At 72.7% G+C, this 14,113-nt stretch carries 18 protein-coding genes; 4 read left to right on the plus strand and 14 right to left on the minus strand.

The annotated features are described in order from the left end of the window. Positions 1-71: 71 nt before the first annotated feature. The 5 genes from EV190_RS03435 to EV190_RS03455 form a co-directional block, all read right to left on the minus strand. A complete protein-coding gene (locus tag EV190_RS03435; RefSeq protein ID WP_133739899.1) occupies positions 72-506 on the minus strand; it encodes a YciI family protein in 435 nt (144 codons plus the stop codon). A gap of 174 nt (positions 507-680) precedes the next feature. Continuing rightward, the gene (locus EV190_RS03440) at positions 681-1,490 is read right to left on the minus strand and encodes an MBL fold metallo-hydrolase (protein WP_133739900.1); all 810 of its coding nucleotides are present in this window, start codon (positions 1,488-1,490) and stop codon (positions 681-683) included. A gap of 35 nt (positions 1,491-1,525) precedes the next feature. Continuing rightward, positions 1,526-2,443, minus strand: a complete 918-nt coding sequence (locus EV190_RS03445; RefSeq protein ID WP_166655373.1) for an NUDIX hydrolase — start codon at positions 2,441-2,443, stop codon at positions 1,526-1,528. Between the two features lie 49 nt (positions 2,444-2,492). Then, positions 2,493-2,954, minus strand: a complete 462-nt coding sequence (locus EV190_RS03450; RefSeq protein ID WP_133739901.1) for a RidA family protein — start codon at positions 2,952-2,954, stop codon at positions 2,493-2,495. Positions 2,955-2,956: 2 nt separating this feature from the next. Beyond that, complete coding sequence (locus tag EV190_RS03455) at positions 2,957-3,127, minus strand: DUF4177 domain-containing protein (RefSeq protein ID WP_133739902.1); 171 nt, start codon at positions 3,125-3,127, stop codon at positions 2,957-2,959. A gap of 108 nt (positions 3,128-3,235) precedes the next feature. Here EV190_RS03455 and EV190_RS03460 point away from each other — a divergent pair, with 108 nt between their 5' ends. Next, on the plus strand, positions 3,236-4,267 hold the full coding sequence (locus EV190_RS03460; RefSeq protein WP_243742306.1) for an ArsA-related P-loop ATPase: 1,032 nt from the start codon (positions 3,236-3,238) through the stop codon (positions 4,265-4,267). Next, positions 4,264-5,409: an ArsA family ATPase gene (locus tag EV190_RS03465; RefSeq protein WP_133739904.1), complete on the plus strand. Its 1,146-nt coding sequence runs from the start codon at positions 4,264-4,266 to the stop codon at positions 5,407-5,409. The genes EV190_RS03460 and EV190_RS03465 overlap by 4 nt, the downstream gene beginning before the upstream one ends. Positions 5,410-5,531: 122 nt before the next feature. Here EV190_RS03465 and EV190_RS03470 read toward each other — a convergent pair whose 3' ends face one another. Further along, positions 5,532-5,840, minus strand: coding sequence for a WhiB family transcriptional regulator (locus tag EV190_RS03470; protein ID WP_133740158.1), 309 nt, complete (start codon positions 5,838-5,840; stop codon positions 5,532-5,534). 468 nt (positions 5,841-6,308) lie between these two features. Here EV190_RS03470 and EV190_RS03475 point away from each other — a divergent pair, with 468 nt between their 5' ends. After that, the gene (locus EV190_RS03475; RefSeq protein ID WP_133739905.1) at positions 6,309-8,705 is read left to right on the plus strand and encodes a penicillin-binding protein; all 2,397 of its coding nucleotides are present in this window, start codon (positions 6,309-6,311) and stop codon (positions 8,703-8,705) included. A gap of 58 nt (positions 8,706-8,763) precedes the next feature. On the opposite strand, the gene EV190_RS03480 is transcribed toward EV190_RS03475, so the two are convergent. Further along, the gene (locus EV190_RS03480) at positions 8,764-9,216 is read right to left on the minus strand and encodes a GatB/YqeY domain-containing protein (protein WP_133739906.1); all 453 of its coding nucleotides are present in this window, start codon (positions 9,214-9,216) and stop codon (positions 8,764-8,766) included. Positions 9,217-9,334: 118 nt separating this feature from the next. Here EV190_RS03480 and EV190_RS03485 point away from each other — a divergent pair, with 118 nt between their 5' ends. Continuing rightward, positions 9,335-10,270 carry a metallophosphoesterase gene (locus tag EV190_RS03485; protein WP_243742307.1) on the plus strand — a complete coding sequence of 312 codons (936 nt, stop codon included), beginning with the start codon at positions 9,335-9,337 and terminating at the stop codon, positions 10,268-10,270. A 90-nt stretch (positions 10,271-10,360) separates the two neighbouring features. Here EV190_RS03485 and EV190_RS03490 read toward each other — a convergent pair whose 3' ends face one another. Genes EV190_RS03490 through EV190_RS03520 form a run of 7 tightly spaced genes read right to left on the minus strand, consistent with a single transcriptional unit; the run spans position 10,361 to position 14,108 of the window. Then, positions 10,361-10,708, minus strand: coding sequence for a gas vesicle protein K (locus EV190_RS03490; protein ID WP_243742308.1), 348 nt, complete (start codon positions 10,706-10,708; stop codon positions 10,361-10,363). A 6-nt stretch (positions 10,709-10,714) separates the two neighbouring features. Then, a complete protein-coding gene (locus tag EV190_RS03495; protein WP_243742309.1) occupies positions 10,715-10,984 on the minus strand; it encodes a gas vesicle protein in 270 nt (89 codons plus the stop codon). Continuing rightward, entirely contained in the window at positions 10,981-11,808 is an 828-nt protein-coding gene (locus tag EV190_RS03500) for a GvpL/GvpF family gas vesicle protein (protein ID WP_133739907.1), read from the minus strand. Before EV190_RS03500 ends, EV190_RS03495 begins: the two co-directional genes overlap by 4 nt. Then, positions 11,805-12,176 carry a gas vesicle protein gene (locus EV190_RS03505; protein WP_394345485.1) on the minus strand — a complete coding sequence of 124 codons (372 nt, stop codon included), beginning with the start codon at positions 12,174-12,176 and terminating at the stop codon, positions 11,805-11,807. Before EV190_RS03505 ends, EV190_RS03500 begins: the two co-directional genes overlap by 4 nt. A 36-nt stretch (positions 12,177-12,212) precedes the next feature. Further along, positions 12,213-13,259 (minus strand): SRPBCC family protein, encoded by a 1,047-nt coding sequence (locus EV190_RS03510; protein ID WP_133739908.1) that lies wholly within the window; start codon positions 13,257-13,259, stop codon positions 12,213-12,215. Further along, positions 13,252-13,836, minus strand: coding sequence for a hypothetical protein (locus EV190_RS03515; RefSeq protein WP_166655362.1), 585 nt, complete (start codon positions 13,834-13,836; stop codon positions 13,252-13,254). The genes EV190_RS03510 and EV190_RS03515 overlap by 8 nt, the downstream gene beginning before the upstream one ends. Before the next feature lie 20 nt (positions 13,837-13,856). After that, positions 13,857-14,108, minus strand: a complete 252-nt coding sequence (locus EV190_RS03520; protein WP_133739910.1) for a gas vesicle protein GvpG — start codon at positions 14,106-14,108, stop codon at positions 13,857-13,859. Between the last annotated feature and the right edge of the window lie 5 nt (positions 14,109-14,113).

Consider the following 14,113-nt stretch of genomic DNA (forward strand, 5'->3'; position numbering starts at 1 on the left):
AGCATCCCCGGCGGCGGGCCGCAAACACGGCGGGGCCCGCTCCGCACCCCGGAGCGGGCCCGTCCCCGGGACTACGGCCTGGCGGCGGCCGCCCGCTCGGCGGCCTCGGCGCGCATCTCCCGCTCGCGCTCGATGATCGCGGGGTCGATGACGTCGGCCGGGAAGTCCGACACCTCGACCACCTGGCGGACCTCCAGCACCACGCCGGGGCCGAAGGGGGCGCGCGTGGCCCACTCGACGGCCTCCTCCCTGGTCTTCACCTGGATCAGCCAGAAGCCGCCCACCAGCTCCTTGCTCTCCGTGAAGGGCCCGTCGACCACGGTCCGCCCCTCCTCGGAGAACACCACCCGCGCGCCCTTGGCGCTGGGCAGCAGCCCCTCGCCCGCGAGCAGCACCCCGGCCTTGCTCATGGCCTCGTTGTACTTGCCCATCTCGGCGAACATCTCGGACGTGGGGGCGGGGGCGGGGACGCTCTCGTCGACCGTGAACAGCATCATGAACCGCATGTCGTGTCTCCTCGTTGGCTCTGGTTCCGGAGCGGGGTCCCGCCGGGCTCGTCGCGCCCTGCTCGTCCCCGCCTCTACTCAAGCGTCGAACGGGGAACCCCCGGATCGACACATCGTGCCGACTTTTTCAGAAGAATTTCCCGAAGGCCCTGGAGACTTCTCCGACCTGCGGAATCACTCCGGAAGAAGTTCCGGCGGCACGTCACCGCGCTTGATCAGGTACCGCAGTTGCGCGCGCACCGACTCCGCCGCGGCGGCCCGCAGCGGACCGTCCACGTCCGCGTAGACCCGCGCCAGGACCGCGTCGACGGAGTCGTCCCCGGCGTCCACCGCGCCGAGGACCTCCCCCAGCCGGTCCTCGCGGTGCCGGATGTAGTAGTTCAGCTTCACCAGCGGCTCGGTGCAGATGGGCCCGTGCCCCGGCAGCAGGGCGCGCGCGTCGGTGGCGGCCGCCAGGTCCCGCAGGCGGGCCAGGGAGTCCAGGTAGTCGCCGAGGTCGCCGTCACCGGTGATGACCGCCGTGCCGCGGCCCAGGACCGTGTCGCCGGTGAGGATGACGTCGTCGGCCGGCAGGTGGAAGCTGACCGAGTCGGTGGTGTGCCCCGGTGTGCGCAGCACCCGCAGCGCCAGTCCGTCCGCCTCAACGGACTCCCCTTCGGCGAATCCGTCGCCGCCGATCCGCTGCCCCGGGTCCGCGGCGCGCACCGGGGACCCGGTCAGCTCGGAGAAGTACCTGGCCCCCTCGGAGTGGTCGGGGTGCCGGTGGGTGAGCAGGGTCTGGGTCACCTGCGCGCCCTGCTCCTGCACCATCCGCGCCACCCGTTCCAGGTGCCGCTCGTGGTGCGGACCGGGATCGACCACGACGACGCTGCGCGCGCCGGGCTCCCGCAGCACCCAGGTGTTGGTGCCGTCCAGTGTCATCGGGCCGGGGTTCGGGCACAGGACACAGCTCGCGCGTAGGGTTCCGGAACCGTCGATCCTCATCGCACCTCATTTCGCGGCATGCCGACAGGGGGATATCAGAGCGGATAGTCGACGCCGTCGGGAAGCACCAGCGTGAGCTCCCCGGCGACCTCCCGGAGTTCGGGTGTGATCGGGACGACCTCGCGCTCGGTCGCCAGCACGTCCTCGGGGGCCGCGCGGCCGACGAGGTCCTTGAGGTTGGCGACGGTGGGCGCCATCATCGCCAGTTCGCCGGCGCGCCGGAGCCGGATCGCCTCGGCCGGGCGCAGCCACGTGACGTGGTCCGCCTCCCCGCCGACGTCGCGGGTCTGCTGGCCCTCGGGCAGCACGGCCGCGAAGAAGCGCGTGTCGAAGCGGCGCGGCTCCACGGTCGGGGTGACCCACCGCGACCACGGCCGCAGCAGGTCCGAGCGCAGCACCAGGCCGCGCCGGTCGAGGAACTCGGCGAAGGACAGCGTGTGGTCGACGAGGGAGCGCCGGTCGGCCTCCCAGTCGTCGCCCCGGGTGTCGGCGACGACCTCGTGCTCGGAGGCGCCCGCCAGCAGCACGCCGGACTCCTCGAAGGTCTCCCGCACGGCGGCGCACACCAGGGAGCGCGCCAGCGGCTCGTCCTCCCCGAGCCGGCGGGCCCACTCCGCGGGCGGCGGACCCGCCCAGCGGACCCGGTGGTCGGCGTCCCGGGGGTCCACCGAACCGCCGGGGAAGACGTACACGCCGGGGGCGAACCGCATCGAGGGGACCCGCCGCAGCAGGTACACCTCCAGCCCCCCGCCTCTCCCGCGCACCAGCATCACGGTGGCGGCGTCACGGGGCTCGGCGGGGGCGACGCGCCCGGAGAGGACGTCGCGGACCCGCGGGGGCACCTCACCACCGAGGTGGCGGGCGACACCCGGCCCGGCCGGACCCGCGGCGACCGAGGGGGCGCTCCCGGGGAGCGCCCCCTCGTCCCCGCTCGGACCCGGCGGAAGACTCATCGACACGGAACATCCTCCCGGGGTTCTGCGTCCCGGCCGGGGTGTGCTGCTATCCGACCTCGACGATCATCTCGACCTCGACCGGAGCGTCCAGCGGCAGCACCGCCACGCCGACCGCGCTGCGCGCGTGCGTCCCGGCCTCGCCGAACACCTCGCCCAGCAGGTCGCTGGCCCCGTTGACGACCAGCGGCTGGCCGGTGAAGGAGGGGTCGCTGGCAACGAACCCGACCACCTTGACCACCCTCCTGACCCGGGACAGCTCGCCCACCTCGGCCTTGACCGCGGCGATGGCGTTCAGCGCGCACACCGCCGCGAGCTCCCTGGCCCGCTCGGGGGTGACCTCGGCGCCCACCTTGCCGGTGTCCGCGAGCACCCCCTCGACGAACGGGAGCTGGCCGGAGGTGTACACGTGGTCGCCGCTCCGCACACTCGGCACGTAGGCGGCGACCGGCCTGGCGACCTCGGGGATGGAGAGCCCCAGCCCGGCGATGCGCTCCTCGGGGGTGGCCACGGTCACTTCTCGCGCTTCAGGTAGGCCACCAGCTGCTGGTTGCGCGGGTCGCCGTCCACGGAGGGGCCGGGGATCACCGAGACGAGCTCCCAGCCGTCCTCGCCCCAGTTGTCCAGAATCTGCTTGGTCGCGTGCGACAACAGCGGCACGGTCGCGTACTCCCACTTCGTCATGGCGCCACCTTACCGACTGGACCGCCGGGTTTCCCGTCCGGCCGACCGATGCGGGAACCGCGTCCGCCGTCCCCGGGCCGTCCGGCCGCCGCGCATAAACTCCGTTGGGTGAGCGCACGCGATCGCGATTGGGATGGGGTCCGCCTCCACGTCGTCACCGGCAAGGGGGGAACCGGCAAGACGACTCTGGCCGCCGCTCTGGCTCTGGCACTGGCCTCGGGCGGGAAGAAGGTGCTGCTGGTCGAGGTCGAGGGGCGTCAGGGCATCGCCCAGCTCTTCGACTGCCCGCCGCTGCCGTACGAGGAGCGCCGGGTGGCCGTGGCGGCACGGGGCGGGGACGTCCACGCGCTGGCCGTGGACGCCGAGGCCGCCCTGCTGGACTACCTGGAGATGTTCTACGGGCTGCGCCGGGCCGGGCAGGCGCTCACCCGGTTCGGGGTGGTGGACTTCGCCACGACGATCGCGCCGGGCATGCGCGACGTGCTCCTGACCGGCAAGGCCACCGAGGCGGTGCGCCGCCGGGTCAGACCCGAGCGGGCCGCGCGGCGCGGCGCCCGGGACGAGGCCCGCGCCCCGTTCGTGTACGACGCGGTGGTGCTGGACGCCCCGCCGACCGGGCGGATCGCGCGGTTCCTGAACGTCAACGCCGAGGTCGCGGGGCTGGCCAAGGTCGGCCCGGTGCGCAACCACGCCGACCGGGTGATGGAGGTCATCCGCTCCCCCGAGACCGTGGTGCACTTCGTGACCATCCTGGAGGAGATGCCGGTCCAGGAGTGCCTGGACGGAATCGCCGAGGTGCACAAGGCGGGCCTGAACGTGGGGGGCATCATGGTCAACATGGTGCGCTCCCCGCTGCTGGACCCCGCCGGGCTGGCCGAGGCCGCCGACGGCGCGGTCGACGTCGAGGCGATCGCGCGCGGGCTCAGGGCCGCGGGGCTGGACCGGCCCGAGCAGGTCGCGCGCGAGCTGTCCGGCGAGGTCGTGGAGCACGCGCGCCGGCTTCGGGCCGAGACCGCCGCGCGCGAGCGGCTGACCGCGCCGGGACGGCCGCGCTACGCCCTCCCCCACCTGGGCGAGGGCGTGGACCTGGCCGGGCTGTACCGGCTGGCCGAGGCGCTGCGCGAGCAGGGGGCGGCATGAGCCCCGCCCTTGACGTGGACGCGCTGCTCGACGACCGCGGCACCCGCATCATCGTGTGCTGCGGCTCGGGCGGCGTCGGCAAGACCACGACGGCCGCGGCGCTGGCGCTGCGCGCCGCCGAGCGCGGTCGGCACGCCGTGGTGATCACCGTGGACCCGGCCCGCCGCCTCGCGCAGTCGCTGGGGCTGACCGAACTCGACAACACCCCCCGGCGGGTCCCGGTGGACGGCGGGGCCGCGGGGGATCCGCCCGGGTCGCTGCACGCCATGATGCTCGACATGAAGCGCACCTTCGACGAGATCGTGAAGGCGCACGCCGATCCCGAGCGGGCCGCGCAGATCCTGGAGAACCCCTTCTACCAGTCCCTCTCGTCCAGTTTCTCCGGCACGCAGGAGTACATGGCGATGGAGAAGCTGGGGCAGCTGCGGCGGTCCGACGCCTGGGACCTGATCGTCGTGGACACGCCGCCGAGCCGGTCCGCGCTCGACTTTCTGGACGCGCCGAAAAGGCTCGGACGGTTCCTGGACGGGCGGCTGATCCGGTTCCTGAGCACCCCGTCCAAGACCGGGGCGTTCCGGCTGCTCGGAGCCGGTTTCGGTCTGGTCACCGGGGTGGTCGCCAAGGTCGTCGGCGCGCAGCTGCTCAAGGACGTGCAGTCGTTCGTGACGGCGTTCGACGCCGTGTTCGGCGGCTTCCAGGAGCGCGCCGACCAGACCTACCGGCTGCTGCAGGCCCCGGGGACGGCGTTCGTCGTGGTCGCCGTGCCCGAGGGCGACGCGCTGCGGGAGGCGTCCTACTTCGTCGAGCGGCTCGACGCCGAGCGGATGCCGCTCGCCGGCCTCGTGCTGAACCGGACGCACCGCGCGCTCGCGCCGCGGCTGTCCGCCGCGCGCGGCACGGCGGCGGCGGAGGCGCTGGAGGAGTCCGGCGACCATCCGCTCGCCGCCTCCGTCCTGCGGCTGCACGCCGAACGCGTTCAGACGCAGGCCAGGGAACTGCGCCTGCGGGAGCGCTTCACCACGGCGCATCCCGGGATCGGCGTCGTCGAGGTCCCGGCGCGTCCGGAGGACGTGCACGACATCGACGGGCTCCGCGGGATCGGGCGCTCGCTCGCCCGAACCGAACCGGCGGACCCGCTGTGACCCCGCGGCCCCGCGCCCGCCCTGGAACCGGGCGGGCGCGGGGCCGCGGTGAGAAGCCCTGCCATCGGGGTTCCGACCGTCCCGTGATCCCCCTCCAAAGATCGTCGGGACGCCTTCCCCGGTCAGCCCGAGACGAACTCGTCGCTGTCGGAGCCCACCCGCTGGTACTGCCGGCGGGCGTGCTCAAGAAGGTCGCGCCACGACGTGACCTCCGGCCGCCGGCGCAGCAGCGCTCGGCGCTCCCGCTCGGTCATCCCTCCCCAGACACCGAACTCGATCCGGTTGTCCAGCGCGTCGGCCAGGCACTCGGTCCGGACCGGGCAGCCCCGGCAGATGAGTTTGGCCCGGTTCTGCGCGGCTCCCTGGACGAACAGCGTGTCCGGATCGGTTTCACGGCATACCGCTCGCGCGGTCCAATCAGTGATCCACATGTGCCCCACTCCCAAGATCATCATGTGTCGTGCTCCTGTTGTGCGGCCGACGGGCGCGGTCGTCGGCGGGGCGGAGGAGTGTTCCAGACGTCGCCCGCGAGTGCGCCGGGCCGGTTCAGGGGCCGGCAGGGGGCGCGGGGGGCTCGCTGGCGATGTACTGTCCCTTGCATCTCCGCTGGTGAAGAAATTACGGTTCGTGGCCGACCGCCAACAGGCCCCATTAGGCCCATTTCTGATATAGCCCGGGTGGGCCATTAAAGACTTGAAAGCTAGTCACTCTACGAACACATAGAGTGACAAAATGCTAGTGGAAGGTGATCCCCGACCAACCCCGTGATCATGGAAAGATAGGTCTTAGGGTCTGCGGTTATGGCATGACCGAAACGGGCGAGGTAGCCGCCCACGGCGGCGGTTCGGCGCCGGTTTCCTTGCTGCCGCACGTAGTCTGGACGGGTGGGTCAAGGGACATTGCTGCAGAAAATCGGTCAGTTGCTCGGAGTCGGCGTCGTCGCCGGCGTCCTGGTCGCCGCACTCGCCTTACCGGCGTTCGGCGGTATCGGCATCACCGCGCGCAACGTCGCGACAGGCTTCCTCAACATGCCGAGCGAACTGGAGACTCCGCCTCCGCCGCAGCGCTCGATCATCTATGACGTCGAAGGCGGCGTGATCGCGGAGATCTACGACCAGAACCGCGAGCTGGTCGCGCTCGAGGACATGTCGCCGATCATGCAAGAGGCGATCATCTCCATCGAGGACAGCCGGTTCTACGAGCACGGCGGCATCGACATCACGGGCACCTTCCGCGCCGCCCTGCGCACCATCAGCGGAAGCACCCAGGGCGGCTCCTCGCTGACCCAGCAGTACGTCAAGAACGTGCTGATCGAAAGCGCCACCTCGCAGGCCGCCCAGGAGGAGGCCCGCGAGACCACGCTGTCGCGCAAGGTCCGCGAGCTGCGCTACGCGATCGCGCTCGAGCAGCGGATGACCAAGGACGAGATCCTCGAGGGGTACCTCAACATCGCCTACTTCGGCGACGGCGCCTACGGCGCGGAGTCCGCCGCGCAGCACTTCTTCAGCGTCGAGTCCAGCGAGCTGACCCTCCCCCAGGCGGCCACCCTGGCGGGTCTCGTCCGCTACCCCGAGCTCTACAACCCCCGGCTCAACCCGGAGCAGGCCCAGGAGCGGCGCGACGTGGTGCTCGACCGGATGGTCGACACCGGGGCGATCACCAAGGAGGAGGCCGCCGAGGCCAAGACCGTGGAGCTCGACCTCGACGTCACCACCCCGAGCAACGGGTGCGTGCCCAGCGACCAGCCGTTCTTCTGCGACTACGTGCTCCAGGAGATCGAGAAGGGCGAGGAGTTCGGCGACTCCGAGACCGAGCGCGCCCGCTGGCTGCGCACCGCCGGGCTCCAGATCCACACCACGCTCGACCCGGACATGCAGGAAGCCGGCCAGAAGGCCGTCGACAAGTGGGTGCCGCGCGAGAACGAGTCCCGCAAGGTGGCCGCCGAGATCTTCCTCGAACCGGGCACCGGCGCGATCCGGGTGATGGCGCAGAGCCGCAACTACGGTCCGGACGAGAGCAGGATCGGCGAGACCTCGATCAACTTCGCGACCAACGCCGACCGCGGCGGCAGCAGCGGCTTCCAGGCGGGGTCGACGTTCAAGGCCATCACGCTGGCCGCGGCCCTGGACGAGGGCCTGCCCTTCAGGACCTCCTTCACCTCGGGCAGCACGATCACCGTGACCGGGCAGCGCTCCTGCACCGGCGACCCCCTCGCGTCCTGGACGCTGAGCAACTCCAGTGAGAGCGGCGGGGCCGCCACGCACAACATGATCTCGGGCACCAAGGGGTCGGTGAACACCTACTTCGCGCAGCTGCAGAAGCGCGTGGGGCTGTGCGACGTGATCAAAATGGCCGAGAACCTCGGCGCGACCCGCGCCGACGGCCAGAGCTACGACAACCCCCGGACGAACGGGAACAACTCCTTCACCCTGGGCAGCGAGGAGACCTCCCCGCTGAACGTGGCCGGGGCGTACGCGACGTTCGCCTCGCGGGGCATCTACTGCGAGCCGCAGGCGATCACCCGGATCGAGGACCGCCAGTCCGACCGCACCATCGAGATCGAGCCCGAGTGCGAGCGGCGCCTCTCCCAGGAGACCGCCGACGGCGTGAACTACCTGCTGCAGCAGACCTTCAAGGGCGGCACCGCCTCGGGCCTGGGGATCGGCCGCCCGGTGGCGGGCAAGACCGGCACCACCGACGGGTCGGCGAGCGCCTGGTTCGCCGGGTACACCCCGAACCTGGCCGGCGCGGTGTTCGTCGGCGACCCGCGCGGCCCGAACCAGCACCCGCTGCGCAACGTCACGCTCGGCGGCCGCTACTACGGCGAGGTCTTCGGCGCGACCATCCCCGGTCCGGTCTGGCGGGACACCATGATGGGGTCCATCGACAAGATCGACGCGGAGAGCTTCGCGTCCGCCCCGTCCCGGTTCGGCTCCACCAGCGAACCCGCGCCTCCGCAGCGGGACGAGCCCGACGAGGTGAACGCGAGCCCCACCAGCGACCAGGGCGGCGTGCCGAACGTGGTCGGCCAGTCCCAGGACGCGGCGGTGGCCGCGCTCCAGGCGGCCGGGTACCAGGTGAACGTGTCCGACTTCCGGATCCCGTCGGACCAGCCCGACGGCTCGGTGGCCGCGGTGAACCCGGGGGCGGGCACCCGGCTTCCCGAGGGCGCCGTCGTCAACGTCTTCCTGAGCAACGGGAGCGGCGGCGGCAGCGGCGACGACTCCCCGGGAGGCGGCTGGGACTTCCCCGGCCGGGGTGACGAGACCACCTTCTTCCCGGCCCTGATGGACTAGGGGAACGCCGAAGGGCGGGCGACCAACGCGGTCGCCCGCCCTTCGGCGTTCCGGGGGCTCAGGCCAGCTGCCTGCGCACCTCGGCCGCCACACGGCCGCCCTCGGCGCGCCCGGCGACCTTGGGGTTGACGACCTTCATCACCCGGCCCATCGCCTTGGCGTCGCTCGCGCCGGTCTCCGCGACGGCCTCGGCGACCAGGGCGGCCAGCTCCTCGTCGGACAGCTGGGCCGGGAGGTAGTCGGCGAGGACCTCGCCCTCGGCCCGCTCGGCCTCGGCCTTCTCGGGGCGTCCGCCCTGGTCGAACGCCTCGGCGGCCTCGCGGCGCTTCTTGGCCTCGCGGGTGATCACCGTGACGACCTCGTCGTCGCTGAGCTCACGAGCCGACCGGCCCGCCACCTCCTCGTTGGAGATCGCGGTGAGCACCATGCGCAGCGTCCGGGTCCGCACCTCGTCCCGCGCCTTCATGGCTGCGGTGAGTTCGGTCTTCAGACGGGTCTTGAGTTCGGCCATGGAAGGGATCATAGGGTTTCCGCGCCCGGGACGCGGAACGGTTTTCCCCGGTGTCGGACACCGGACCCGTCGCGGTCCGCGGAACCGACCTCCTCCCGGGATCTGAAAGCATCGGAACATGACAGGTGTGGTGGACATGGGCAGAGCAGGCAGGGCGCTGCGCGGCGTCGGGAAGGCGGCGGCGGTCGCGGGAGCGGTCGGGGTCGCGGGGTTCGCGTACGCGTCGGTGATCGAACGCAACTGGTTCCGGCTGCGGCGCTACGAGATCCCGGTGCTGGCCCCGGGGAGCGCCCGGCTGCGGGTGCTGCACCTGTCGGACGCGCACCTGACACCGGGACGCAGGATGCTCATCGACTGGATCCGCGGCCTCGACGCGTACCAGCCGGACCTGGTGGTGAACACCGGGGACTCGCTGGCGCACCCCGACGCCGTGACGCCGTTCGTCGACGCCCTGGGGCCGCTGCTGGACCGGCCCGGCCTGTTCGTCTACGGCTCCAACGACCTGTTCTCGCCGCGGCTGAAGAACCCGGCCCGCTACCTGTGGCGCAGCAGCAAGACCGACTACAACAAGCGCACCGTCCCGGACCTGCCCTGGCGCGCGCTCGGGGCCGCGATGAGCGGGTCGGGCTGGCTGGACCTGAACAACCACAAGGGCCGTCTCAAGGCCGGGGGCCTGGACATCGCGGTGGCCGGGGTGCACGACTCGCACATCAACATGGACCGCTACGAGAAGGTGGCGGGCACCGCCGACCCCGCCGCGGACCTGCGCCTCGGCGTGATGCACTCCCCCGAGCCGCGCAACCTCGACCGGTTCACCGCCGACGGCTACGACCTGCTCCTGGCCGGGCACACCCACGGCGGCCAGGTGTGCCTGCCGTTCTACGGCACGCTGGTCACCAACTGCGGCATCGACCGCGCCCGCGCCTGGGGGCTGAGCCGCAACGGCGCGTCCTGGCTGCACGTCTCGGGCGGCATGGGCACCTCCCCGTACGCCCCGGTGCGCTTCTGCTGCCGCCCCGAGGCCGCCCTCCTGGACCTGGTCCCCCGCTCCTAGCGTCCCGCGTCCGGTGATCGTGACCTTTTCGGGGTCTCAACCGCCTTTGAGGCCCCGGAAAGGTCACGATCACCGGGAAGAACGCACGCCCTAGCCGTCGGTCGGCAGCAGGGTGCCCAGCGGGCCCAGGTCGAGGTTGAGGTCGGCGGCGGTGAGGCCGTAGCGCTCCCGGAGCTCGGTCATCCTGTCCTCCAGCAGCATGAGGGTCATTCCGACGCGCTCCTCCTGCTCCTCCGTGAGGTCCCCCTGGTCGACCCGGCGCAGCGCCTGGCGCTCCATGAGCTGGCGCACCAGCTCGACCACGGTCAGCACGAGCCGGACGAGGTCGCGCTCCACCGTGTCGGCGTCGGAGGCGAGCCGGTCCGCGCCGCCTCCGGGCCGCGCCTCCAGAGCGCGGGCGAGCCGGGCGAGCGTGTGGTCTCCGGTCTTCTCGGACACGTCCGCCTACCTCCCGCGTCCCCGCGGCGCGGCCCTCCGCGGGGCCCGGTCCCCCCACGGGGAGGGCACGTCCTCGTTGACCGAGGAGACCAGGGCGCGCAGCGACACCCGGACGAGGTCGACCTCGGCGATGGAGATGGTGACGTCCCCGCTGATCACGACCCCCTTGGCGAGCAGCCGGTCGAGGAGGTCGACCAGCGCGACCTCCCGCTCGGCGAACACCGGCGCCCCGGCGGCCGCCCGGTCCACCGGTCCGGGGGCGTATCCGCCGCTCACGCGGGCTCCCCCGGTCCCACCGGGTCCGGTGCGCCCGCCGCCGCCCCGCCCGCGAAGGAGTAGGGCGCCCAGGGGCCCGAGAGCTCGACGCGCACCCCCGCCGCGAGGTCGCGCCCGAACTCCCGCACCGCGCGCAGGAACCGCTCGCCGTCCCCTCCCCGCGCCACGAGGTAGGCCGCGTTCAGCACGTTCTCCCCGGACGCGCCGGAGAGCCTGCCGTCCTGGGGGCGGTGGCGCTCGCCCGCCTCGGCCAGCTCCCGCAGCCGCTCGTCCAGCCGCCGCGCCAGCTCCGCGGCCGCGCGCCAGGCGTCCTCGCGGCCGTGCCGCTGCTCCCTCCTGCGGTTCAGGTAGGCCCGTCCGGCGCCGACACCGGCGGGGGCCCGGGGCTCGTCCGGGGTCGGCCGCGCCGCGGCGCGGTCGGGGTCGGCGTACACCTTGACCCCCCACTCGACGCGGCCGTCGAGCCGCGTCAGGACGGCGCCGAAGCGCTCGCGGTTGCCGCGCAGCACCGCGCGCACCCGGTCGTCGTCGCGGTAGAGCGTGGACAGCCGCAGCGGCATCGCGACGGCGGACCGCGCGACGGCGTCGACGACCGCGTGGTGGGCCCGCGCCGTCGCCTCCAGCCAGGCGCGGTCCTCCAGCCGCTCCGCCAGCGCGTCCTCGTCGAACTCGTCGAGCGGGACGGCGCTGACGGCCGCCGCCAGGCCGTCCTGGACGACGAGTCGGACGGGGGCGCCGCCCACGCCGCGCGCGCCCGTGAGCCGGTCCTCGTCGAACGGCCTGGTCACGGCGTAGACGTAGCTGGCCGTGCGCGTCCCGTTCACTCCCGGCCTCCCCGTTCCGCGCCGACCCCGTCCGGCTCCCGCGCGCCGCCCCGCTCCAGTTCGGCGACGCGCTCCCTGAGCCTCTGGTTCTCCTCCGTGATCCGCTTGTGCCTCGCCTGGGAGGACAGCGCCTCCTCGTTCTCCCACCAGTCGATGCCGACCTCCTTGGCCTTGTCCACCGAGGCCACCAGCAGCCGCAGCTTGATGGTGAGCAGCTCGATGTCGAGCAGGTTGATCTGGATGTCCCCGGCGATGACGACGCCCTTGTCCAGGACCCGCTCCAGGACATCGGCCAGGTTCGCGGGCGTTCCGGACCGGTAGGTCCCGGCGGCCCGGACCTCGTCGCTCCACGGCACCGGTCCGGTCACGCGGGCGCCCCCCGCTTCCGGCGGCGACCGCCGGGGTCAGCGGCGCCCGCGGCGCGGGCTCTCCTGCGGTTCTTCCTCATCCTCGGCCTCCTCATCGTCCTCCTCCGGCTCCTCCCCGCCCTCGGGCTCCTCCTCTTCCTCCTCGTACTCGCCCTCCCCGGGCTCTCCCTCGTACTCGTCCTCGTACTCGCCCTCCCCGGGCTCCTCCTCGTACTCGTCCTCGCCGCCGCCGCGCTCCTCCTCGGCCAACGCGTCCTCGTGCTCGCGGACGACCTCGCCGTCGCGGATCTCGCCGCGCCACCCCTCGACCTCCTCGGAGGGGGAGCGCATCATCACGTGGCGGCGGAAGTGCTTGAGGTCGAGGCGCAGCCTGCGGCCCTGCGCCCGCCAGATGTTCCCGGTGCGCTCGAACAGGCCCTTGGGGTAGTACTCGACGACCACCAGGATGCGGGTGAGGTTCTCGCCCAGGGCGTGGAAGGTCACCACGCCCTTCGTGGTGCCCTTGCCGCCCTCCGAGGTCCACGCGATGCGCTCGTCCGGGATCTGGTCGCTGACCTTGCCCTCCCAGCTGCGCGCGGAGAGGAAGACCTTCATCTTCCAGTTGGAGGAGACGTCGTCGTTCCTCTCAACGCTCTGCACGCCCTTGGTGAACTTGCTGAAGTCGGGGAACCGGGTCCACTGGTCGTAGGCGACGCGGACGGGGACGCCCACGTCGATGTTCTCGACGATGTTGGTGGCCTTGACGCTGCCGCCGCCCCCTCCTCCGCCGGTGAGCCTGCTGATCAGGTCCGACGCCTTGTCCTTGACGGTGTCCTTGACCTTCTCCTTGCCCGCCTCGGCCACCGCGCCGGCCACTCCCTTGCCCTCGGCGAGCTTCCTGCCGCCCTTCAGCAGCGATCCGACGCCTTCCCCTTCGGCCATGCGCTCGGCGCCCTCGCCCAGCCGGCGCGTGGTGGAGCGCACCGCGTGGCCCGCCTTGGCGGAGACGTAGCGCTCGGCCTCCTTGAGCAGCCGCTCGGTCCCCGGGTTGCGGCCCGCCGCCTCGCGGAGCCTGCCGAGCGGGCCGGTGCCCTCGTCAGCCATCGTCGCCCCCCCTCTTCCCGGTGCTCCCGCGGGTGGCGCGCGGGCGCGTGCTCCGGCCGGGCGCCGCCCGGCCGGTTCCCCCGCTGCGGCGGCCCGTCCTCCCCGACGCACCGGCCGGACGCGCCTTCTCCTCGGGCTCGTCCCCGGCTCCCCCGGCCCGCTCCGGCTCGGCCTCCCCGGCCTCGGCCTCGTTCCCGGGCTTCTCCTCCCCGGACCCCTCCGGCTCCTTCCCGGCCTTCTCCTTCCCGGCCTCCTCCGGCTCCTCCTCCCGGTCGTCGGGGTGGAGCAGCCGCTCGGTGCGCCGGTTGAGGGAGTCGGCCACGGTGTCGGCCATCTGCGAGACCACCGCGCCGGTGGCGGTGCGCGCCGCCTTCACCAGCTCCTCCCTGGCCTCCCCCCGGATCTCGTCCACGACCGGAAGGCCCGAGAGCTCCTTCTTCAGGTCGTCGAGCAGCTGCTGGGGTTTGATGTCGAACCGCCTGAGGACCAGCCACATCCCCAGCCCGGCGGCCATCTTCGCCTTCTTCTTCCTTCCGAGCACGTAGCCGGCCGCCATCGCCAGCAGGACCTTTCCCATGTCCATCGCCCCTTCGTCCGTCAGTCCGGTGGTCCGCCCCGAATCGCCTCCGCCTCCTCGAGCCGGGCCAGCAGCTCGTCCTCCGCGCGGTCGAACCCGGCCTCGTCGATCTCGCCCTCGTCGTAGCGGGCCCACAGCTCGGCCAGCTCCGCCCTGATCACCGCCGGGTCGTAGAACTCCCGCTCCGCCGCGTCGAGAACCTGCCGGGCCACCCAGGGAACGGCCCTGAGCGGCGCGAACGGCGCGGTCAGGATCATGCCCACCAGGCCCACGCGCC

This window comes from Actinorugispora endophytica (assembly GCF_004363075.1).
In the GTDB taxonomy this organism is placed as follows: domain Bacteria; phylum Actinomycetota; class Actinomycetes; order Streptosporangiales; family Streptosporangiaceae; genus Actinorugispora; species Actinorugispora endophytica.

Coding starts and splice junctions, on each gene's coding strand:
- EV190_RS03435 (WP_133739899.1), bottom strand. CDS start 506: ATGCGGTTCATGATGCTGTTCACGGTCGACGAGAGCGTCCCCGCCCCC.
- EV190_RS03440 (WP_133739900.1), bottom strand. CDS start 1,490: ATGAGGATCGACGGTTCCGGAACCCTACGCGCGAGCTGTGTCCTGTGC.
- EV190_RS03445 (WP_166655373.1), bottom strand. CDS start 2,443: ATGAGTCTTCCGCCGGGTCCGAGCGGGGACGAGGGGGCGCTCCCCGGG.
- EV190_RS03455 (WP_133739902.1), bottom strand. CDS start 3,127: ATGACGAAGTGGGAGTACGCGACCGTGCCGCTGTTGTCGCACGCGACC.
- EV190_RS03465 (WP_133739904.1), top strand. CDS start 4,264: ATGAGCCCCGCCCTTGACGTGGACGCGCTGCTCGACGACCGCGGCACC.
- EV190_RS03470 (WP_133740158.1), bottom strand. CDS start 5,840: ATGTGGATCACTGATTGGACCGCGCGAGCGGTATGCCGTGAAACCGAT.
- EV190_RS03480 (WP_133739906.1), bottom strand. CDS start 9,216: ATGGCCGAACTCAAGACCCGTCTGAAGACCGAACTCACCGCAGCCATG.
- EV190_RS03485 (WP_243742307.1), top strand. CDS start 9,335: ATGACAGGTGTGGTGGACATGGGCAGAGCAGGCAGGGCGCTGCGCGGC.
- EV190_RS03510 (WP_133739908.1), bottom strand. CDS start 13,259: ATGGCTGACGAGGGCACCGGCCCGCTCGGCAGGCTCCGCGAGGCGGCG.
- EV190_RS03515 (WP_166655362.1), bottom strand. CDS start 13,836: ATGGGAAAGGTCCTGCTGGCGATGGCGGCCGGCTACGTGCTCGGAAGG.